The following is a 21,239-nucleotide window of genomic DNA, read 5'->3' on the forward strand; positions in this document are numbered from 1 at the left end:
ACACCAGCGGACCCGGTATAATAAATCAATTTTAGAAATCCTGCTAATCCGATATAGTGCTGCGCTAACGCAGTATAAGTTTTGCTGCCTGTTGCGAATGATGTTAAGGGTGATAACGTGTGGGGTAAAATACTCGGTGCTTTGTTTGGCCTGGCATTACTAAAGTTGCCGGGATTGATTATTGGCGTGTTGTTGGGGCACTGGTTTGATAAAGCGTGGGGCCGGCAATTTGAAAACAACGGCGGCTTTGCCGGTTTGTTTGGCCATCAAGATGAACAAGGGGTGTTTCGTTACGCAACCTTCGCGACCATGGGTCACCTTGCCAAGGCAACCGGTGTTGTCACGCCGGCGCATATTCAACAAGCCAGTCGTTTTATGGCTGATCTCGGTTTAAATCCATTACAACAAAAAGAAGCACAGGACGCATTTCGCGACGGCAAAGCGGCTAGTTTTCCATTGCGTCAGCAATTAACCCAATTTTACCAAACATACCGGCGACGCAAAGACGTATTGCAATTGTTCATCGAAATTCAGCTGAGTATCGCCAGTGTGCAAGGCCAGATAACGGCAACGCAGTACCAGATATTACAACAAGTTGCCGGCTACCTGAATTTTAGCCAGGCACAACTGGAATTGCTACTGCAGTCTTATCAGGCACACAGCCGGTTTTCATCACGTGCATCGCATCAGCAAACGGTGCAACAAAGACTGCAGGATGCTTATCAACTTCTTGGGTTAACGCAAACGGCTACTGATGCCGTGCTTAAAAAAGCGTATCGTAAGTTAATGTCACAACATCATCCGGATAAACTGATCGCGCAGGGTGTGCCCGCAGAAATGCTGGAGCTGGCTAAACAGCGCACTCAGGAAATTCAAGCTGCTTATGAAATGATAAAACAACAGCGGGGCCAGCGCTGAGTTAGAGCCCGACTGACGTTAGCCAGCCGTAAATCTCATGCAAAACCCATAGTTGTGTGTCGTCGTTGTAGCCAGAACCGTTCAGAAGGCGCTGGCGGTATACTGGCTTAAACATTTTGTTAGCCATTTGTTGGCGTAGTTTCAGTTGCGAAATAACAAAACGATTGTCGTGTGCAAGGTTAATATCCAGCGTGGGGACCTGATGACTGGCTATTGCAGTGGCCAGTTGCCGGTTAAGTTGTTCATCTGGTAAATAAGCGCCTAACAAGATCAGTGCGGCCGGTTCAGCCAGTTGGCCGGCAACATACAAATGATTGACTGCCGCTGCACTGTTACCCTGGGCAATAACAATAACACTTCCTACTTGCTGACTGGCCAGTTGCGAGGCCGCACTGACGCGTTGTTGCAAGGCCGTCTGGTACTGTTGCAGCGCTTCTGTAGTTTGCAATAATACTTCTGTCGCTGGCGGCATTACTGATAACGTATTCCAACCGTATTCGTTCAAATACTGGCGCAGGCTGTCTATATGTTTGGCGCTGGCGGCGTGTTCATTGCCATCCGGGATCAGAATAACGGTGCCTTTGGTTGCCGCTGTCAAAGACTGACGCTGCAATACCAAAAATGGTTGTTGAGCTTCCAGCATGCGGATTTCTTCTGCGGGTAACTGGCGAGTCAGATCTGCCGTGTGATTTTGTTCCTGACTGACAGGCGATTGAGCATGCAAAGCTGTACTAAACAACATCAGCAATAGCATCTTATCTAACCGCATTGTCTGCTCCGGCTGGCCGATAGTAGGATAATAATAGCTTATCGGCAGTTACACGGCAGGCTTTAACGGCTGTTAGCTGTCAGTGCGGTTTCAACCACATAATGGCTGAAGGTATATAACACCTGAGATTTATAATCGAACTTAATATAACCTGGTTGCTGCTCCAGCAATACCACGTTAGCGGCATCTGGCATAATAAAACAGAACTTCGTTGGCTTAAATTCGACCAGGGCCCGTGCCATTTCCCGGAGCTGCGAGTTTACTGCTAACCTTGCTACTTCAGCTTCGCTATTACAGATATGCGCATTGGCACTTATAGAAACGAGGTTGGTTAATTCTGCTGATGCAGTATAGCTGCAGAGATAAAATAGCAGACCTGGCAGTGAGGTCAGTAAAGGGGATCTGGACATGACAAACTCCGGCTGGCGCTGCACTTGTTACGACGTCCTGCCAAAGTGAGGCGCTTGCTGATATTAACCCGGCATCTTAATCCGGATGCTAAATAATTTACCAAGTCATCCTAGCACAGCTTTCCCCGGCTTGGCAGAGGGTTTTTTAGCTGTGGTGCAGGCAAAAAAAAGCCGCTGTTTATCAGCGGCTTTGCAGAACTTGTAACTTAACGAAGCACAGGTTGCTTAATTTTCGCGGTAACTTTAGCTTCTATGCGCTGGTTGGCTGCATGAGCTTCACGGCTATCGCCTTCTACACGCGGCCGGGTAACACCGTAACCGATGGCGGTAATACGAGATGTTGCGATGCTAAAATCATTTTGCAGAATGTCGGCAATGGTATTAGCGCGACGCTCCGACAACTTCATATTGTAAGCCGGATTACCAATGTTTGACGCGTGGCCTTCAATTAACACCGTTGACTCCGGGAAGCGCTGCATAAAGGCACCAAGGTTTTCTACATCAATACGCTGACTTGCCGGCACTGCGGCTGAGTCAAATGGGAAGCGAACTTCAATATCAATATCGCCAACAGAGGCTACTGTTTCTTCGTAAACAGTACAACCGCTGCTATCAACTTTGTGGTTAGACGGTGTATCTGCGCAGCGATCGGCTGAATCAGGCACGCCATCAGCGTCTGTATCAGCTACAGCTACTGGCTTCGGTGCTACCGGAGCCGGTGTAGGGGCTGGTGCTGGTGTAGGTGTAGGTGCGGCCTTAGCGGACGCGCTACCAAACAGGAATGTCATGCCAAGCTTTATGCCGGCGTCAGCATAAGAATCATCTATGCCCTGGTAGCGGTTAGCTTCAGCAAAGATACCAAGGTTTTGATTGAAAAAATGTTTGTAACCTATACCAACATTGAATGCGGTTGTATTTTGTGCGGCGTCCATCCGCTTTAAACCACCTACCAGGTATACCGGTTTCATTTGTGGTAAATGATACAGTGCGTCAATACCGATGCGGTTACCGTCGGAATCCGATCCATCCAGTTTCGATTGCAAGTTCAATTTGGCGAACTCTGCCCGTAAAGCCCAGTTTTCTGTCAGGTAATAGCCCAGCTCGATACCGTAGCCCCAATCTTTTTCCATATAGTTCCAGGCAGCAGATTGAGTTTTATCGCGATCAGGCATGTAGTATTCGGCAAATAACGAGCCAAATATGCGCTCGTTTAAATCAGCCGCGCTAACATTATTGGCTAATACTGAAGTGCTGACCATTGGCAAAGCAATAGCAACTGCGAAAAACGTCTTGTTAAGTTTCATCCATATCTCCTTAGACTAAAACAGTTTAACAGCAACATTATTTAATGTAGTTGTTAATAGGTAACCTTAAAAAAGTAGTTCAATTTTGTTGTTAAATCAGCATATTTCAGATGTTATCTTATGCAGATGAACCTTAGGTTAATAAAAAAATGATTTTTGTCAGATTAAAATGGGCAGGGACAAACAAAATGCAAGCGTTGTTTTGTTTCTGGGTGCTCTAACGTTAATTGTTCGGCATGCAACTGTAGCCTTGATACAGCATCATTATCTGCTTTGCTGGCATAAAACTTATCGCCCAGTATTGGGTGACCAAGCCATTGCAGATGCACGCGTAGCTGATGTGAGCGGCCGGTTACCGGTATCAGTTTTAGCCGGCTGCTATTGAGCTCACGTTGCAGAACCTGATAGTGCGTTAGGGATGCTTTGCCATGTTGGTAACATACTTTTTGTTTTGGCCGGTTTGGCCAATCACAAATAAGTGGCAAGTCTATGCTGCCAAAGTCTGCAGGTACGTGGCCGGCAACACGGGCAATATAGTGCTTTTGTGTGCTGCGGTGCTGAAACTGCCAGTTTAGTTCACGCTGGCTATCGGCGTTTAAGGCCATTACCACTATGCCTGACGTTGCCATATCCAGCCGGTGTACCAGCCGGATACCGGGCCAGACTAATCTGGCCCGGTATTCAAGGCTGTCCCGGTGCTCTGGTGCTTTACCCGGCACACTAAGCAAACCGCTGGGTTTATTAAACACCACCAGAGCATCATCCTGATACAGGATATCCAGATAAGGTGTCAGTGGTGGTGCATAGTGCAATAACATATTAGTCGTGGCTTACTACAATCAGGCGGATAGCGTCCAGTTTTACCCGTGCTTTGGCGATGTATTCGGCCAATTGTTGCTGTTTGTGTTGCAAGGCATCCAACTCGTCCTGCCGCACTGACGGGTTTTGTTTACGTAATGCCGCCAGACGCTGATATTGCCCGCTTAGTTCAGTGTCGGCTTTAGCTTGGGCGTGCTGTACCAAGATACTTAGTTCAGCCTCTGCCAGGCTGCTGGCTTTGCCCAGCAAAGGATGCAACAGTGTTTGCAATGCACCGGCTAACTTGCTACCGGTTTGTCGGCCTATTGGCTTGAGTTGCTTACTAAGGTGGTCAAAGCTGACTTTCTCAGCAAGGTTATTGCCATTCTTATCCAGTAATACCCGCAGTGGTGTTGCAGGCAAATAGCGGCTTAGCTGCAGTGGTGCCGGTGCGCTGGCTTCAACAATAAAATTTAGCTCCAGCAGGTAGCTGCCGGCTGGCAACGCTTTATTGGCGAGTATGGCTACCGAGCTGCTACCATGCGGCTCTGTGGTCAGGATATCCAGCGTGCCACGCACCATCGGGTGGTCCCAGCTTAGTAACTGAATATCTTCTTCGGCCAGCGCAGTAGCACGGTCAAAGGTAATGGTTACGCCCTCGTCGCCCAACCAGGGGTAGCTGCCCTGCATTTGCTCGGAGGGTGTGAGAATAATACTGGTATCGCTGCGATCTTCCTGATTAATGCCCAGCATATCCCAGGCTTTGAACATCAGCATTGGCAAGGCAGTGTCGCTATCCTGGCTGGCAACTTGTTGTGCCAGTTGTATCGCCGCTGTGCCACCGGCAGAGTTGATTTCCAGCAGCCGGTCACGGCCTTGCTCCAGCTGTTGGCGCAATTGCTGGTTTAGCGTTTTGGTTGCATTGATCAGTTGTGCCAGCTCAGCTTGCTCAACATCATTTTGTGCTAACAACGGTAACAGCTGGTCAGCGAACTGTTCATATACATTGCGGCCAGTCTGGCAGGTGTGTTGCAACGCATCTAATCCCTGATGGTACCAGTCAAGCAGCCATTGTTGAGCCTGGTTGGCAAAGTAAGGCAGGTGCAGCTGAATGTCGGCACGCTGGCCAATACGATCCAGCCGGCCAATACGTTGCTCCAGTAAGTCCGGGTTTAACGGTAAATCAAACAATACCAGATGATGGGCAAACTGGAAGTTACGACCTTCGCTGCCAATTTCAGAGCACAGTAGCAGCTGCGCACTGTAGTCTTCTTGCGCAAAATACGCAGCCGCTTTATCGCGGTCTATAATGCTCATGCCTTCGTGGAATACTGCTGCACGAGTGCCCTCACGCTGACGCAGTGCCTCTTCCAGTGCTATAGCGGTTTGTGCCGAGGCACAAATAAGTAAAAACTTATCCTGTTTATGCGCCTTTAACAGCTGCAGCAGATAGTCTACCCGCGGGTCAAACTGCCACCAGTTGCTGCTGGCGTCCAGTTGTTGCAACACCTGCTCTGGAAACAACTGCGCGCTGACCTTGTCTGCCAGGCTTAGCTGAGGATTTAAACTAAAATGCACTTTCAATGCATTGGTGTATTGTTCAGGTAGCGTTAGTGGCGTTAAGTTGGCGATACGCTGCGGGAAGCCTTTAATACTGGCGCGGCTGTTTCGAAATAAAATACGGCCGGTGCCATGGCGGTCAAGCAGCTGGCGCAATAGCTGTTGTTTAGCTTGCGTTTGTGCTTCGGGTAGCGCGGTGGCATCACTGAGCAATGCCAGCTCAGCACTGATATCGCTTTCTGCTAATGCCGTTTTCAGAGTTTTGGCCTGGGCGGTACTCAGGACTTCACTGTTTAGCAGTGGTGCGGCCAGCGTAGCGATATGCTGGTATTGCTTTTCTTCCTGCAAAAAGGCGTCATAACTGTGAAAGCGGGCCGGGTCTAACAGTTTTAGCCGGGCGAAATGGCTTTCGTGGCCAAGCTGATCCGGCGTTGCGGTAAGCAGGATCAGGCCGGCACTGGCAGTAGCCAATGTACTAATGCATTGATATTCAGCACTGGGAGTTTGTTCGTGCCACTGCAGATGATGTGCTTCGTCCACTACTAATAAATCCCACTGGCACTCGGCGGCCAGCTGCTGCCAGCGTGGGTTATGGCTGATAAAGCTCAGGCTGCATAATACCAGTTGCTCGGTTTCAAACGGGTTAGCGGCATCCAGCAGAGCCTGCTCGCAGCGCTCCTGATCAAAAATAGCAAAGCGCAGATTAAAGCGACGCCACATTTCAACCAGCCATTGATGCTGCAATGAGTCAGGCACGACTATCAACACCCGGCTGGCCAGGCCGCTGATCAATTGCTGATGCAAAATAAAGCCGGCTTCGATGGTTTTACCCAAACCTACTTCGTCGGCCAATAGTACACGTGGCGCATGACGCTGGGCGACTTCGTTGGCAATATGTAGCTGGTGCGGTATCAGGCTAACACGGGCACCGGCTAATCCTTGTAGCGGGTTTTGTTGCTGCTGATGTAAGTGTTGCCAAGCCTGGTAACGCAAAGTGTACCAGTCGAAACGATCTATCTGGCCTGCAAACAGCCGATCTTGGGGTTGATTAAAGCTGATAAAATGGTCCAGCAGGGTTTCACGTAGCTCAAGGTAGCTGCCGTCATCCAGTGAGCTACCGCAATACAGCAAAATGTCGTGTTGCTCTTTTATGGCGCTGATCAGCAACTTAGTGCCCTCAGCGCTGCGAATTTCATCGCCAACATTAAAACGTACCCGCGTGAGCGGTGCTTCTGCCTGCGCGTACAGGCGGGTTTCGCCACTGGCCGGAAACAGTACTGTCACCATTCTGCCTTCTGCAGCCACTACGGTGCCTAAACCTAAATCCGATTCGGTGTCGCTAATCCAACGTTGACCCAGAGCAAACTTCATCTTCAGCCTTATCAGTGAAATTGGGGGCGCTATGGTACTAGTATTCACGCCGTCCTGCATCCGGAATTACAGTATAACTGCTGTCATCTTAGTGCCATAACCGCAGGTCACAGTGTTAGTACCTGAATGAATAGTAAAATTTGTAATTTAACTGGGCAAAGCCCGCTGGTGCACTATGCTTATTTTATGGCACAGGTGGGGCCTGTGCCAGGCGAAAAGGAGAGCCGTATGGCGCGAAGAAAAAGTAAAGATAAGAAAATTTACGTCCTCGATACCAATATTCTGCTGCACGAACCTTTTGCTTTTCTAAACTTTGAAGAACATGACGTGGTTATTCCAATGACTGTTCTTGAAGAACTTGATCATATAAAAGACCGCAATAAAGATGTCAGTCGCGATGCCCGGGTGGCCATTCGGGCGCTGGAAGATGTATTAAAAGATGCTACTCCTGAGCAGATGCTGCAGGGGGTGGCGATACCCCGCTCTGGCGAACAAAGAACGGGAGGTCATGTATTTATTGTCAATGACCATCATATTTCTGACCAGATACCTGGTTTACCCGGCGGTGAAAACGATCATTTAATTATTAACACCGCATTGTATTTACAGCGTGAAAAAAGCCCAACCAAAGTTATTTTGGTTACCAAAGACATTAATATGCGGCTTAAAGCCAAAGGCGCCGGGTTAAAGCTGGTTGAGGATTACCGCACCGACCAACTGATCGATGATGTGCGTTTTTTGTATAAAGGTTATCATAAGTTCGCCGGTGAATTCTGGAGTCTGGTCGGGGAATGCCGCAGCGAAAACGAGGGACGTGAAACCTTTCACTATGTCAGCCGCAGTGTGTTGCCCAACGCCTATATTAATGAATATCTGATTGATGAGGCAGAAAGTTTTGCTGGTAAGGTAGTAAATATTACGGACAAAGAAATCCGCATTCTCGACTTTGGTTATGAACGTTTAATGCACCGGCACGCCTGGGGTATACACCCAAAAAATATTTATCAGGCCATGGCAATGCAAGCACTGCTGGATCCGAATATGGATCTGGTTATTCTGACAGGCCCGGCGGGCTGTGGTAAAACCCTGATAGCTCTGGCGGCTGCGCTGGAACTGGTAATAGAAAAAGGTATGTACGACAAAGTTATTGTTACCCGCAATACGCCAGAAATTGCTGAGTCTATTGGTTTTTTACCCGGCACTGAAGAAGAAAAAATGGCACCCTGGTTAGCCGCAATAACTGACTCGCTGGAAGTGCTGCATAAAACAGACGAGCACCCGCATGCCAGTGTTAACTATATTATGGAGAAAGCGAATATACAGTTTAAGTCAGTCAATTTTATGCGTGGCCGCAGTATCCAAAATGCGATAGTTATTCTGGATGAATGCCAGAATTTGAGCGCTGCACAGCTTAAAACCATTATTACCCGTTGCGGTGAGGGCACTAAGCTAATTTGTTCTGGTAATTTATCGCAGATTGACAGTAATTACCTCACTGCAGTCACATCAGGTTTAACCTATATCGTTGAACGATTTAAGAACTTTGATGGTAGCACCACCATTAACCTTAACGGGGTAGTGCGCAGCCGATTGGCCTCTTTCGCTGAAGCTAATCTGTAAAGGTTAAGGTTTTTAATCAGGCCTGGTTGACTACTGCGGCAGTTCAACTAGGCTATTTCTGGTTCTGATTAATAAAAACTGCCTATGCAAAAGGAGTTGCATGTTTAACCCCGTATATCACGAGTACCGTCGTAGCACCCTGTTTGGTTGTATTCTGGTTTTGCTGCTGTCGGTGGCCGGTGCCGCGATACATTATTTACGTAGTGTCGATGACAAAGTACTGCTAAGCAAAAACCAGTTAATTAACGTTAGCGCACAGCTCGACGCCGAATTTACCCCTGTTCTCACCTTTGCTGAGGCTATACGCCGCTTTGCGGTAGCGAAATTGAGTCTGGCGCCGGCAGACACCGTTGCACAGCTCAATGTATTGCAGCTAAGCAATGGGCAAGACATCAGTCTTAACGTTACAGCGCAGCAAGCTGAGCTGCAAATGTTACAGCGGCTTCTACCCTATTTTGAGCTGGCTTCACAAGCGCAATCTCATCTGCTTGCTATGTATTACATATCAGATCAAGGTTTTGCTGTTAACGGCGAAGCCCGCTGGCCAGACTATATTGCCGACCAATTTATCAACTGGCTGCAACAGATCCCAGCCGACATGCCGTATCAACGCGACATGGCGTTTCACAGTGAGTTTTTGCCACAGCAGGCAGCGTTGACACTGCCGGTTTATTTTAATGACGCCAGAGTAGGCCGCCTGGTGTTTGCTGTATCGCTACAAACTATTTTAGCCCCGCTGCAAAAGCAAAATAGCGGTTCTCAGTTTATGTTACTTGATACCTCAGGCGAGGTAATTCACAGCTCAACCAGTTTATCACCGCACATGATTAGCGGCCACATGTTGCAGGTGCAACGTCTGAACACGATGCCATGGTCTGTGGCATTGCTGGAACAAAAATCCAGTGTTTTTGCAGCTGGCGTAAAAGATTTTTTTTGGCACTGGTTAACCTATCTGGTGCTACTTGGCATGTTGCTGGCGCTAATGCAGTATCGTTACCGGCGCCGAACTTTGTCGGCGTTTAGCCGGTTGCTGGTGCATACCGAACGTTTATTTAAAGGGCAGATCCAAGGCGTAAGGCACATTCCGGAAGGCTGGCGTGAGCTGTTTGAACGTATCTGTGAGCTGGCACGGCGGGCGCCGTCAGAGTAGTTGGTAGCTAAAACCACCTGGCTGGATAAATATTTTATATTCGTTACTTATTTGGCCTACCGGCAGCAATGCCGGACCTGTTGGATCAATTAACGTATATTTACTGCCATTAATAGTTACGCTGCTGTCGTCATTTGCTGCAGGCATTTGCACTGCCAGTACTGCATGTCCGGGCAGATAAATTATGGCTTGTTTCATATCGGGCAGCAGCATACGAATTAATGCGGCAAGCAACACGGCTTTGCTGTCGCAGTCGGCTCTGTTCTCCCGTAGCAGGCGAAGCGGCGGGCTATAACTGGCGCCGGAAGACTGTAACCGGTCAGATAAATCCTGATAAGGAATTTGCTGCAACCATTCACTGATATAACCTATAGCTCTACGCACATCGAGATGTATCAGCTTTGCATGTAACGCGGTAGCAACCGGTAATAGCGCCGGCAAGCTATCCTGCATAAGGCGCTGGTGGTCTGGTACTATTACAAGCTGTCCATTTGATAAGCGGATTTTAGTGTAGTACTCACGATGTAAATAAGCCGCTGTATATTCGGTCTGCAGGGTTGCAAGTTCTGTTTTTAGCTGTTGTAGCAGGGCGTTGTCGCTGCCTTGAAGCCGGTATTCGAGCCGGTCTTGCCGTGGCATGCGCTGCACTTTTACACCTGGGTATTTTGCAACATGACGCTGAATATCGCGCCATAGATATTGCTGTAGCAGCGCCGGTTTAAAAGCTTTAAACTGACGAAAATGTTCCGTTAATACTGCATTGTCCATGCTAAAGTTTAACTGTTGTGGCTGGCCAGCGACATCGAAACGATAACTAAACTGCAGCTGGTCCTGCTGCTGTTGCAGCGTCAGGCGCAGTGGTGCAGCCTGACACATTGGCATAAACAGCAACATCAGTAACCACGCAGCTTTCATCCGGTTTTAGCTTTTTGTCTTAGTAATAACAACAAGCATAATGCCAGTATGGCTGCAATGCCAGTGCTGCCTGCCGATACTTCGACCGTAGTGCTACTGTCAATGTAGCTGTCCCGGCTGTAGTCTTCCAGCGGTAGCAAATCAAGATTTATATCATCAAAACCAGAGATCTCTGCCAGCAGGTAGCCGGAACTGGCGTCATATAACCTTACTGTTAGCAGATAATTGTCCGCCGGATAGCGGTGGTCCAGCACCGTGTCGACGGCCAGCCAGTCGTTTGCGCTGTCGCGGTAAAGCTCAAATACTGAGCTGGTGTAGTAAATGCGTTCGCCGCCATAGGTAGGCAGCAAACTAAATTCGGCGAATACCTGCAGATAATGTAGTGAGGTGTCAGCGTCAAATTCTACCTCTAACCGATGATAGTAGCCGTTGGCGTTAATATCACCCGTTAGTGCCAGGTCTATGCGATGAAACCAAACATGGCTTTGATAAGCCTGCGCAGTGCTTAGACCACTGTTGCTGCTTTGTGCCGGCAGTTTTGCAGCGCGGCGCTCAGTGCTTTGGCTCAACGCTGCTGCATCTATACTTAACAGGCAAAGCATTGTGATTAAACAGCCGGTAATTTTATTCATAACAGTATCTCCTTGTGCTTTGTTACTATTACAGGCTGTGGCGATGAATTTTAGCTGAACTTCAATGTAAAGGATCTGTAAAGCAATGAAACTGGTACGAGGGCTGACGGCTGATAAGGCGATTCTGGCGATAGATTTACTGTGTCAGGGCGTGCCTGAACTGTCCAAAGGGCGTTTGAAAGATGCAATGGCCAAGGGCGCTGTGCTGTTAAACAGCAAGCCAATAAAGCGCCTACGCCGCGCGCAAACGCAGTTACAGCCTGGCCAGCAATTGCAGTTACATTATGATGATGACTTGCTGGTGCGCCAGTGCGATGCCGCGCAGTTGCTCAGCGATCAGCAGCAGTATAGTGTCTGGTTTAAACCTGCCGGCATGCTGACGCAGGGCAACGAATGGGGCGATCATTTGGCACTGCTACGCGCTGCCGAGCAGCATTTTTCTGCTAAACGGCCGGTGTTTTTATTGCATCGGCTGGACAGAGAAGCCAGTGGTTTAGTCTTGATTGCGCATAGTAAAACTGCAGCGGCAGCTTTTAGTAAACTGATCAGCGAACGGCGCATTAGTAAAGATTATCTGATCCGGGTTAAAGGCCAGCTTAGCGCCGACTTGCTGGCAAGCGCGCAGTTAACTGCAGCTTTGGATGGTAAGGCGTGCCAGACAAAATTTAGCATGCGACATTTTGATGCTGAGCGCGGGCAGACCTGGCTGGATGTAGCGTTAATTAGCGGTCGTAAGCATCAAATACGCCGTCATTTTGCCCAGGCGGGACACCCGGTAATGGGTGATCCGCAATATGGCCAGGGCAACAAAGATGACACTGGTATGGCATTGCAGGCTGTGCGGCTCAGTTTCCACTGCCCGTTCCGGCGTCAGCCACAGCAATTTGAATTACCATCGGCGCTGTGGTTGCACCTGACCTAGTCGGCGAGCTCAAAACAAGTCGGTGGTATAACCCGGCCGTTGCAGTGCAGGCTCAGATCAGCCAACTGCAACGCATTAAGCACATCTTGCCGCACCAGATTACTGCGCCACTCACAAGCCTGAGGTTTATTGCTACGCAAACTCAGATGGATATGTTGCGCTGTACTTTGTTGCTCACAGCAAGCCAGGCTCAGCCATAAGATTTCACGTAGTGCGGCAATGTCGTCTGAGCGCCAGTGTGAACCAAGCAATTCACTAACTGGCAATGCCAGACTTAACAAGCCCGGGTTGGTCTGGATTTTTGCTTTAGTTAAGCCGTTTTGCAGCGCCATTAACAGTGTTGTTTGTTGTTGATGTATCTGTTGCGCATCACCGTATATACCAAGCCATAGCACGTCATCACACAGGCAACTGGTTAGCACTTCGTTTTGTGAAAACGGGTGCAGGCTTTGTTGCAGCGATGCGTGCAGCCATTGTTCGCCATAGCGACGTTTCAATTGTTGGCTTTGCGAAGCGGTTACGGCCAGCAGCCAGAGATCGCCGCGCTGTTTTTGCTGCAGCCGCTGACAAAACTGCTGCCAGTCAGATACGCCGGGCCTCGCCTGTAGCAGTTTTCGCCGGTTGCGCCACCACAACGTGGCAAAGGCCAGCAGCATTAGCAGCGCTAACGCTGCCGCCAGATAGCTTAAAGTTAGCCGTTGTTGCTGCTGCTGATACTGCTGCTGCAGTTGCTGTACCTGCTGATGTCGCTGCGTGTCAGTCGAGGCATCGGTAAGTGCTTTGTTCAGCATGTCCAGTTGCAGCGTGCTTTGTTCGCTAACCTGCTCAAATTTTAACACACTGGCGTGTAACAAATGCTGGTATGCATCTGCCCAATGTTGGCGGGTGGCATCGATACGTGACGACAGATCATGAAAACGATAACGCAGGTAGCTTGCCGCCTGAGGCATCTGTTCACTGTGCTCGGTTAGTAACAGTGCTGCCTGTGCCACCTCGCCCTGCTGCAATAACAACTCGGCCAGCGCCAGATGGGCTTCCTGCAGATAGGTTTGTACATTTTGCTGGCGGAACAACTGTATGGCGTTATTGAAATGCCGAAGTGCCAACTCAGGTTGTTGCTGCAGCACTGCCAGCCGGCCCTGACCCAATCTCACCATACCAATGCGCAGTAAATCATTTTGTTGCTCGGCCAGTGTCAGCGCCTCATTCATGTATGTTGCAGCCTGCTCTGCGGTAGCGGCATCTTCAAGATAGGTTTCACCAATATAAATTAAGGTATATACATAGCTTGATTGGTTATTTACCGCCTGATAATGCTGCCTGGCGTGTTGTAAATGTTGCAACGCTTGCACATGGTCATTAATTTTACGGTACGCCATGCCCAGGCGAAAATGAATAGACGCCAGAGCATCAGTGTTTTTTAGCTCGCTGGCTAATGTTAATGCCTGTTGTAAATGCATATAGGCTTGACCATAAGCATTGTTTTGCAGAGTCAGACGGCCCAATATAATGCGGGCGCTAAGTTCAGCCTCCGGTTGTTGTTGGCGTATTGCCAATGCGAGGCTTTTTTCAGCATACGGAATAGCGCGGGAAATATCTCCCAGCTGGTTGTAGGCCTGCGCAAAACTTTGTAATACATCACTGTATAACGTCAGGCTTGGGTTATCTTCGGCGTGTTGCAACAAACGCTCAGCCAGCTCTAACTGAGTAATGGCAATTGCGGTGTCTCTATACAAGATGCCATAAACCTGGGCTTTAAGCAGGTAAGCATGCGCTTGTAAAAACGGCTGGCGGCTGTTTTGCAGTGCGCGGTTAACTGCATCCATGGCAGCTTCTTTATTGCGCAACCGGCGCTGTGCTTCGGCCAGTACCAGCCAGTCTGCCGTTGTTCGATCGTCTAAAGGCAAGGCCAGTATAGTATTGCTAACCCGCTCGGCATCGCTGCCAGCTTCGCTTAACCGGGTTTGTAACGTATCAGCCGCCAGCGAGGGCAACGCAAAAAACAACAGCAGGGCAAAAAGTCTTGGCATAGCAGCAATGTTTGTAAAGTTTGCCGCAGTTTAGCCGGTAAATTGCTTCACGGCTATAGTGCAGGCAATGCCAGGCCGGCAAAGAAGGCTGCGATATGGCCTGCAAGTAATGCCACCATGCGCTGACGCGCTTCAGCCGTTGCCCAGGCCATGTGAGGTGTAATAATCAAATTAGGCAGGCCGGCACTTAGCAGCGGGTTATCTGCGGCTGGCGGTTCCTGAGTTAGTACATCCAGTGCCGCCCCGGCAAGCTGGCCACTTTGAAGCGCCTCAAGTAACGCTGTCTCGTCAATCAGACCACCACGGGCGGTATTGATTAGCAGAGCGCCTGGTTTCATCTGCGCAAACACCTGTGCATTAAACAGCTGCTGAGTTTGTGCCGTAAGCGGGCAGTGTAGTGATACCACGTCAGCCAACGACAGCGCCTGATAAAACGGCATCCGGCCGGGGCGGCATGCGCTGGCATGGGGCTGCTCTGCAATCACCACTGTCATACCAAAGGCTGCTGCCAGCTGCGCACTGGCCTGGCCTAAAGCACCATAACCGACTACCACAAAGGTTTTTCCCGCCAGCTCAGTCAGTGGATAATCCAGTAAGCAGAAATGCGGGCTCTGGCTCCAGCGGCCTTGTTTGACGGCTTGATGATACTGAGCCACCTTATTTGTCAGCGCCAGCAGTAACGCCATCACATGTTGCGGCACGGCGGTATTAGCATAACCGCGCACATTACAGACCTGAATGCCCAGCTTAGCTGCAGCTTGCAACTCAATATTATTAACGCCGGTGGCAGCAACACAAATCAGTTTTAACGCAGGTAGCTGGCGCATGATGCTGTCGGTTAGCTCTACTTTGTTAGTAATGGCGACGGTGGCGTGCTGCAATCTGCTAACAACTTCTGTACGTGGTGTATGGTCAAAACAGTCCAGCGTTGTACCGTCAATTTGCAGTGGCGATAAGTCGGTGCCAGCCAGCGTGCCGGCATCGAGAAAAACTAACTGTGACATGCTGTATCCTATAGTGGTGCAGACAATATAGCGCACTGCAGCGGCGTCCTGGCGCGGTGCAAGCAGGTTGAGTGTGAAACTGTGTTACAGTTAGCCCTGCGTTGTTATCGGCGTTTTATCTGCGGAGTTGTTTTATGTTTCCTGCACGTTTTCAACCAGTGCTGTTTGCGTTTATTATGTCGGGTTTTATGGCATTTCTTATGTCAGGCATTTTGACCTTTATCAATCTGGGGTGGTTTGATGCGTTCTTTTCTGCCTGGCTTAACGCTTACCTGTATGCCCATGCTTGTGCTTTTCCGCTAGTGTTTATTTTTGCGCCATTGAGCCGCAAACTAAGCAGCAAGCTAACACGGCAGGTCTAGTCGCTAGCGGTAGCTAATATCTTTATTCATTGGCGCCGCCGCTAATATCTCACAGTTGTTCAGCCAGAAGAGCCTTCGAATACCAGTTTGTACTGGTCATTGCTTGCGCTGCCAAAACCTAATCACCACTGCTGTCATAACCATTAATCACTGTACAGGGTACTATGCTACCGCCTGCGACTGTTGGTGCACAATTTCGACCACGGCATCGCTCAGCGGCCGCTTGTGTTGGTCAAGTAGCGTTATGCTCAGCGTATTGCCATACACCGGCAGACTAATGCAACATAGCAGCAAGAGAGCGAACAGCACCGTGGTGATAAATTTTGCCATATCAGGTATCGCACTTATCAATTTGGTTAACAATAGCAATAAGCGGTAGCAGGCTCAAATACAATATGGCAGTGCTGCGCTGAGCATGAGACGGACCGAGACAAAATGAAGACAGGGTTAGGGTGTCAATGGCTTGCTGCACTGGCGTTGTGCTGTATCAGCACTGTTACGCCGTTACAGGCAGCCGATATTTGTCAACAGGCCAGAGCGCAGCAGCGGCCTTGTGTCGCCCTGGTGCTGGGCGGGGGCGGTGCACGTGGTGGCGCGCATCTGGGGGTGATAGAACAACTGGAGCGCCAGCAAATTCCGGTGGACCTGGTGGTTGGCACCAGTATTGGTGCCTTTATCGGCGGCCTGTATGCCAGTGGCCACAGTGCCGCACAAATTGAGCAAAAGTTGCAGCAAACGCCCTGGGCGGCGGGTTTTCGTGACAGGGTGTACCGTGATGAAATGCCGCTGCGGCGTAAAGAGCAAAGCGATAACTATCCGGTGAATCTGGATTTAGGTGTCTCCACTGATGGCGTCAAATTACCCAAAGGTATTTTAAGTGGTCAGGCGCTGGCCGAAATTCTGCAAGGTACCTTTGGCGTTTTTGCCAATCTTAGCCATTTTGACCAGTTGCCGGTGCCATTTCGTGCTGTGGCTACAGATCTGCTGACACAACAAGAGGTGATCTTAAGCCAGGGTAGCCTGGTGCAGGCGGTGCAGGCATCGATGAGTATTCCCGGTGTGGTGCGGCCGCTGGAACTGGATGGCCGGCTGCTGGTTGATGGTGGTGTGGTAAATAATTTACCTATTAGCGTGGCCAGAGCGCTGGGGGTTGACCGCATTATTGCCGTCAGCATTGATTCGCCGCTGCTGCGGCGCGAACAGATAGAGTCGGCCTTTAGCATTACTGAACAGCTGACCAGCTTTTTAGTCCGTGCCGGGGTGCAGCAGCAACTGCAGCTACTGACCGACCGCGATGTACTGTTGCAACCGGATTTGGTAGAAATTAGCACGCTGGATTTTGGCAATATTGACAAAGCCATCGTGTCTGGCCGGCAAAGCGCCATCCGCTTTGTGCAGGCACTGGCTGATTTTAGCCAGCCGCAACGGATATACCGCGATTGGTTTAGTCGCTTTGAGCAGCACAACAATCAGTCAATCGTTATTGACCGTATAACGTTGCAAAATCAATCTCGCCTCAATGATGAGCTGCTGCTATCACGATTGCAGCTCAGTCCGGGCCAGCTATATACCGAGCGCAGCCTGCGTCGTGGTTTACGTCAGTTATACGGCCTGGACACCTTTGAGCGCGTTAGCCAGCAACTTAGTGCCGATACAGAGGGCAATACGGTATTGAATGTCAGTGCCAGCGAGAAAAGCTGGGGGCCGGGCTATGCTAACTTTAGGCTAATGTTCGAGGATGATTTTCGTACTACCCATCTGTACCAGTTGGCTGCGTCGTACACCCGCACCAACCTGTCGGATTGGGGCGCAGAATGGCGTGTTGAGCTGGCGCTGGGCAGCAATAAATATGTCGGCACTGAACTGTATTGGCCGCTGGCCGGTAGTGGCTTTTACAGCCTGGCCGATTATCAGCTACGGCGCGATATTCAGGCTTTGCAAAATGACAATGGCTTGTCAGCCGGCGAATTAAAAAATAATGAAAACGCCCTGCAGTTTGCTGCCGGCTGGAATATCTCAGACCACGCCCGGTTGCAATTGGGCTGGTTGTGGCGTGACGGCAACTATTTACTCCCAGGCCAATATGCTGAGCAGCTAGGCATGTCAGATATTGATTACCGCAGGCAAGGACCGGCAGTAGAATTTATCTGGGATACGCTAAACAGTCGTAGTTTTCCAACCCGGGGTATCCGTCTTAGCAGCCATTACCGCTTTATGCATGATCAGGTGCTACAGCAAAAGACCGACAGTATCAGCAGCCGTGTTGAATTGCTGGCAGCCAAAAGCTGGCAGCGGCATACACTGCGCACGCATTGGCAGTTTGAACAGTACCAGGCAGATCAAGTCGACATTCTGGCATTAGAGCAATATAGCCTGGGGGGCTTTCTTAACTTATCTGGTTATGCACCCAACTCACTGTACGGCAGCCAGATCCAGTTTGGCAGCCTGGCCTATTTGTACCGGTTGAATCAGCCACGTATTTCATTTGTTAATTCTGCGCTGTACTTAGGCGCTTCACTTGAACGCGGCCGCGTACGCAAAGATGTATTTGGTGCGTCCGGCGGCACCGATGCGACCAACTGGCTGTGGGCTGGCAGTGTGTTTCTCGGCTGGGATACGCCGCTTGGGCCACTGTATTTTGGCCTTGGTATGGCGCAAGATGGCCAGTCAGGTCACCATGAGTCGGTATATCTGTCGTTTGGCCAGTCGTACTGACAGCCGGTTATATTTGCTGACAATTTTGCTGTTGGAGTTACCCGCCGCCACAATGTTAAGCTAACCACAAGTAAATAAGCAGGATGCAAACATGCAGTTAATTGTTACCGCAATCAGTAAAGCCTATGCGTCAGTGCAGGCGGTAAAACAGGTTAGTTTTCAAATTAACAGTGGTGAGATTTTTGCGCTACTGGGGCCAAACGGCGCGGGTAAGTCTTCTATTATCCGCATGCTGGTCGGCATGACCAAGCCTGATCACGGCAGTATACTCATCAGTTTTCAAGACCAGCACTATGACCATGTGCCGCGCCGTCTGTTAGGCTATTTGCCCGAAGACAGAGGCCTGTATCCGGATAAGAGTATTGAAAAAAATCTGCTGTACCTGGCACAGCTGCACGGTTTAACCAAAGTGCAGGCGTTAACAGAAATGGATGGCTGGTTGCAGGTGTTTGACCTGACAGAGCGGCGCCACGACGAGTTAAAACAGTTATCCAAGGGCAATCAGCAAAAAGTACAGCTGATTGCTGCCGTGCTGCATCAGCCGGCATTGGTGATTCTGGATGAGCCTTTCTCCGGGCTGGACCCGATTAATCAGGAAAAAGTAGTTGAGTTTTTAAAGCAGCTTAAAGCGCGCGGTATGACGGTGATACTTAGCGCCCACCAGATGGCGATGGTAGAAAAATTGGCCGACCACATGCTGTTAATGGCGCAGGGCCAGGTGGTACTGGCCGGCACGCTGGCGCAAATCCGGGCGCAAAGCCTTAGCCAGCGCCAGATGAAGGTGGCCTTTAGCTCGGCGGTAACCGCTGAACAATTACAGCAGTTGGCGGCCATTGCGGCAGTGACTGCGCAGGATAATCAGCAGTGGTTACTCACATTGGAAGATAGCGTTAGCGTGGCAGATTGCCTGCAGCAATTATTGCACTTGGGTGAGCTGTCACAGGTAGAAATGCAAAATGCCGACTTACATCAGCTGTATCTGGCTGCGATGGCGAAACATCAACCGGAGGTAGCAGCATGATTTCACGCCAGAGTTTAATTGTGGCTAAGTGGGAATTTTTACGCTTTTTTAAGTGGAAGCAGCAGCTTGTTTCTTATTTGTTAATTCTGGGTGTGATGGCGGCTGTGGCACTGTGGAGCTACTTTACTGACGAAAGCCGGCAGCAATACCGCATAGCGGTGCCGGCCGGTTTTAGTATCGATAACACCGAACAATTTCAATTTCAGCGCCCCAGCATCAGCCTGGACGCGCAGTTGGCGCAAATGCAAACCGATGATTCCTGGCATGCGGTGCTGACCGAACAGCAAGATGGCATTGCAATTCATACGCTAACGGGGAAAAAGTGGCTGGCACAACTAGAGCAGGTATTACAGCAACACTACCGCAAACTTGCTGCTACGCAGATGGGGCTGGACGAAACACAACTCGCCCGGCTGGAGCAGCCTGTAACTATTAATACCCAATATCTGGACCAATCGTATAAAGGCAAAGATACGCCGGAGAAAATGATTGCCATGGGCGCACTTATTTTGCTGTTTATTGGTTTGTCGACGGCGTTTGGCCAGGTGCTGATCAGCGTTACCGGTGAAAAGCAGCAGCGCGTTACTGAGCAGCTTTATGCCATTTTAACGCCGCAGCAATGGATGGACGGCAAAGTACTGGGGCATAGCTTCAGTGCGCTAAAAGCCATGGTTACTTCCGGTTTTGTGATGCTGCTGGTGTTTACGGTGGTGAGTTTGTTTTCACAGAAGGGCATCGACTTTAGCTGGATAAACGTTGGCGTGGTGCTATGGCTGATCCCGTTTGCCTTGCTGGGCGTGGTATTGTGCGCGGCCTTTATGGGCGCCGTAGCGGCATCTATTGACGATCCGAACACCAGCGGCAAGGGTGCAGTAATGATGATTACCTGGTTACCGATGGTGTTTACTTTTCTGGTAATAGACAGCCCCTCTGGCTGGGCCATGACATTACTGAGCTTTTTTCCGCTGACGTCTTTTGCCGCTATGCCGGTAAAAATGGCGATGGTTGAGGTGGCGTTCTGGCAACCCTTGTTGTCACTGTTGCTGCTACTGGCAACGGTATGGTGGATGCGCCGTCTGGCCGGCCGGGTGTTTTTACGTGGTATGCAAATGTACGGCAAAGAGCCATCCTGGGGCGATATAGTGCGCTGGGCGCTAAGCAATAAAGCCGATTAATCCTGCCGTCTTAGCTTGCTTTTGCCGGTGTCGGGGTTGAACTTCTGCCCCGGCGCCCTGACTAATAGCCTATTCTTGTTAAGTGGTTAGGCGCCAATTGGGGCGGCCGCTGAGATTGTTGCTGTCATGCTTTGTGCTGACTCAGATTGAGGTAAATATGTTTTCTTCGTTTAAACAGCAAGGCCAGCAGTGGCAACAAACGTTTGCCCGTGGCCGCAGTGGTGGGCCGTTACAGCGTATTCTGGCCTGGTTACTGCTGGGGCTGATGCTGTTTATCGGCATGGCGGTACTGGTATTTATGTTGTTACTGAGCTGGATTTTAATTCCGATCCTGCTTTTTCGCCATCGGGCTAAGGTTAAAGCCTGGCAGCAACGCCAGCAGGCGGCACAGGGGCAACACAACCAAACTAGCTCTGGCCAGCAGACCATTGAAGGCGAAGTGCTGCATAAGCGAGAAGATTAACGGCTGCAAACCGGTAAGTTGGTGTATCTGACGAACCGGCTTGCCCACACCAACACGCCGTAAATATGTCCCTTTAGGCTCGACTATAAACTTCATCCAT

General features: G+C 49.9%; 19 protein-coding genes. 9 read left to right on the top strand and 10 right to left on the bottom strand.

Translation table 11 applies throughout. The features are described 5' to 3' along the window. Positions 1-117: 117 nt before the first annotated feature. Positions 118-918, top strand: a complete 801-nt coding sequence (djlA, locus tag ACYVIC_RS08300; RefSeq protein ID WP_460858959.1) for a co-chaperone DjlA — start codon at positions 118-120, stop codon at positions 916-918. Between the two features lies 1 nt (position 919). On the opposite strand, the gene ACYVIC_RS08305 is transcribed toward djlA, so the two are convergent. The 5 genes from ACYVIC_RS08305 to rapA form a co-directional block, all read right to left on the bottom strand. After that, complete coding sequence (locus ACYVIC_RS08305; protein ID WP_460858961.1) at positions 920-1,687, bottom strand: DUF3530 family protein; 768 nt, start codon at positions 1,685-1,687, stop codon at positions 920-922. A 62-nt stretch (positions 1,688-1,749) separates the two neighbouring features. Continuing rightward, complete coding sequence (locus tag ACYVIC_RS08310; protein WP_460858963.1) at positions 1,750-2,097, bottom strand: hypothetical protein; 348 nt, start codon at positions 2,095-2,097, stop codon at positions 1,750-1,752. A gap of 206 nt (positions 2,098-2,303) precedes the next feature. Beyond that, positions 2,304-3,401 carry an OmpA family protein gene (locus tag ACYVIC_RS08315; RefSeq protein ID WP_460858965.1) on the bottom strand — a complete coding sequence of 366 codons (1,098 nt, stop codon included), beginning with the start codon at positions 3,399-3,401 and terminating at the stop codon, positions 2,304-2,306. A 164-nt stretch (positions 3,402-3,565) separates the two neighbouring features. After that, positions 3,566-4,219, bottom strand: a complete 654-nt coding sequence (locus tag ACYVIC_RS08320) for a pseudouridine synthase (RefSeq protein WP_460858967.1) — start codon at positions 4,217-4,219, stop codon at positions 3,566-3,568. A gap of 1 nt (position 4,220) precedes the next feature. Further along, entirely contained in the window at positions 4,221-7,130 is a 2,910-nt protein-coding gene (rapA, locus tag ACYVIC_RS08325; RefSeq protein ID WP_460858969.1) for an RNA polymerase-associated protein RapA, read from the bottom strand. Between the two features lie 228 nt (positions 7,131-7,358). Here rapA and ACYVIC_RS08330 point away from each other — a divergent pair, with 228 nt between their 5' ends. After that, a complete protein-coding gene (locus ACYVIC_RS08330) occupies positions 7,359-8,750 on the top strand; it encodes a PhoH family protein (RefSeq protein WP_460858971.1) in 1,392 nt (463 codons plus the stop codon). Between the two features lie 100 nt (positions 8,751-8,850). Beyond that, positions 8,851-9,900: a hypothetical protein gene (locus ACYVIC_RS08335; protein WP_460858973.1), complete on the top strand. Its 1,050-nt coding sequence runs from the start codon at positions 8,851-8,853 to the stop codon at positions 9,898-9,900. Here ACYVIC_RS08335 and ACYVIC_RS08340 read toward each other — a convergent pair. Together ACYVIC_RS08340 and ACYVIC_RS08345 are read right to left on the bottom strand one after the other, a co-directional pair. After that, positions 9,892-10,815, bottom strand: coding sequence for a hypothetical protein (locus ACYVIC_RS08340; RefSeq protein WP_460858974.1), 924 nt, complete (start codon positions 10,813-10,815; stop codon positions 9,892-9,894). The genes ACYVIC_RS08335 and ACYVIC_RS08340 overlap by 9 nt on opposite strands. Continuing rightward, positions 10,812-11,447: a choice-of-anchor H family protein gene (locus ACYVIC_RS08345; protein ID WP_460858976.1), complete on the bottom strand. Its 636-nt coding sequence runs from the start codon at positions 11,445-11,447 to the stop codon at positions 10,812-10,814. Before ACYVIC_RS08345 ends, ACYVIC_RS08340 begins: the two co-directional genes overlap by 4 nt. 85 nt (positions 11,448-11,532) lie before the next feature. Here ACYVIC_RS08345 and ACYVIC_RS08350 point away from each other — a divergent pair, with 85 nt between their 5' ends. Further along, complete coding sequence (locus ACYVIC_RS08350) at positions 11,533-12,369, top strand: RluA family pseudouridine synthase (RefSeq protein WP_460858978.1); 837 nt, start codon at positions 11,533-11,535, stop codon at positions 12,367-12,369. On the opposite strand, the gene ACYVIC_RS08355 is transcribed toward ACYVIC_RS08350, so the two are convergent. Together ACYVIC_RS08355 and ACYVIC_RS08360 are read right to left on the bottom strand one after the other, a co-directional pair. Continuing rightward, a complete protein-coding gene (locus ACYVIC_RS08355) occupies positions 12,366-14,399 on the bottom strand; it encodes a tetratricopeptide repeat protein (RefSeq protein WP_460858980.1) in 2,034 nt (677 codons plus the stop codon). The two genes, ACYVIC_RS08350 and ACYVIC_RS08355, sit on opposite strands and share 4 nt — an antisense overlap. Before the next feature lie 53 nt (positions 14,400-14,452). After that, positions 14,453-15,403, bottom strand: coding sequence for a D-2-hydroxyacid dehydrogenase (locus ACYVIC_RS08360; protein ID WP_460858982.1), 951 nt, complete (start codon positions 15,401-15,403; stop codon positions 14,453-14,455). Between the two features lie 134 nt (positions 15,404-15,537). Between ACYVIC_RS08360 and ACYVIC_RS08365 the strand changes: the two genes are divergently transcribed. After that, positions 15,538-15,765, top strand: coding sequence for a DUF2798 domain-containing protein (locus ACYVIC_RS08365; RefSeq protein WP_460858983.1), 228 nt, complete (start codon positions 15,538-15,540; stop codon positions 15,763-15,765). A 162-nt stretch (positions 15,766-15,927) separates the two neighbouring features. Here ACYVIC_RS08365 and ACYVIC_RS08370 read toward each other — a convergent pair whose 3' ends face one another. Continuing rightward, a complete protein-coding gene (locus ACYVIC_RS08370; RefSeq protein WP_460858985.1) occupies positions 15,928-16,095 on the bottom strand; it encodes a hypothetical protein in 168 nt (55 codons plus the stop codon). 105 nt (positions 16,096-16,200) lie between these two features. Here ACYVIC_RS08370 and ACYVIC_RS08375 point away from each other — a divergent pair, with 105 nt between their 5' ends. The 4 genes from ACYVIC_RS08375 to ACYVIC_RS08390 all read left to right on the top strand — a co-directional run bounded on the left by ACYVIC_RS08375 (position 16,201) and on the right by ACYVIC_RS08390 (position 21,139). Continuing rightward, positions 16,201-18,480 carry a patatin-like phospholipase family protein gene (locus ACYVIC_RS08375; protein ID WP_460858987.1) on the top strand — a complete coding sequence of 760 codons (2,280 nt, stop codon included), beginning with the start codon at positions 16,201-16,203 and terminating at the stop codon, positions 18,478-18,480. A 91-nt stretch (positions 18,481-18,571) separates the two neighbouring features. Continuing rightward, positions 18,572-19,501 (top strand): ABC transporter ATP-binding protein, encoded by a 930-nt coding sequence (locus tag ACYVIC_RS08380; protein WP_460858989.1) that lies wholly within the window; start codon positions 18,572-18,574, stop codon positions 19,499-19,501. Next, a complete protein-coding gene (locus tag ACYVIC_RS08385; RefSeq protein ID WP_460858990.1) occupies positions 19,498-20,676 on the top strand; it encodes an ABC transporter permease in 1,179 nt (392 codons plus the stop codon). The genes ACYVIC_RS08380 and ACYVIC_RS08385 overlap by 4 nt, the downstream gene beginning before the upstream one ends. Positions 20,677-20,833: 157 nt before the next feature. Further along, complete coding sequence (locus tag ACYVIC_RS08390) at positions 20,834-21,139, top strand: hypothetical protein (protein ID WP_460858992.1); 306 nt, start codon at positions 20,834-20,836, stop codon at positions 21,137-21,139. The last annotated feature ends 100 nt before the right edge of the window (positions 21,140-21,239 follow it).

This window comes from Rheinheimera gaetbuli, from assembly GCF_054781935.1.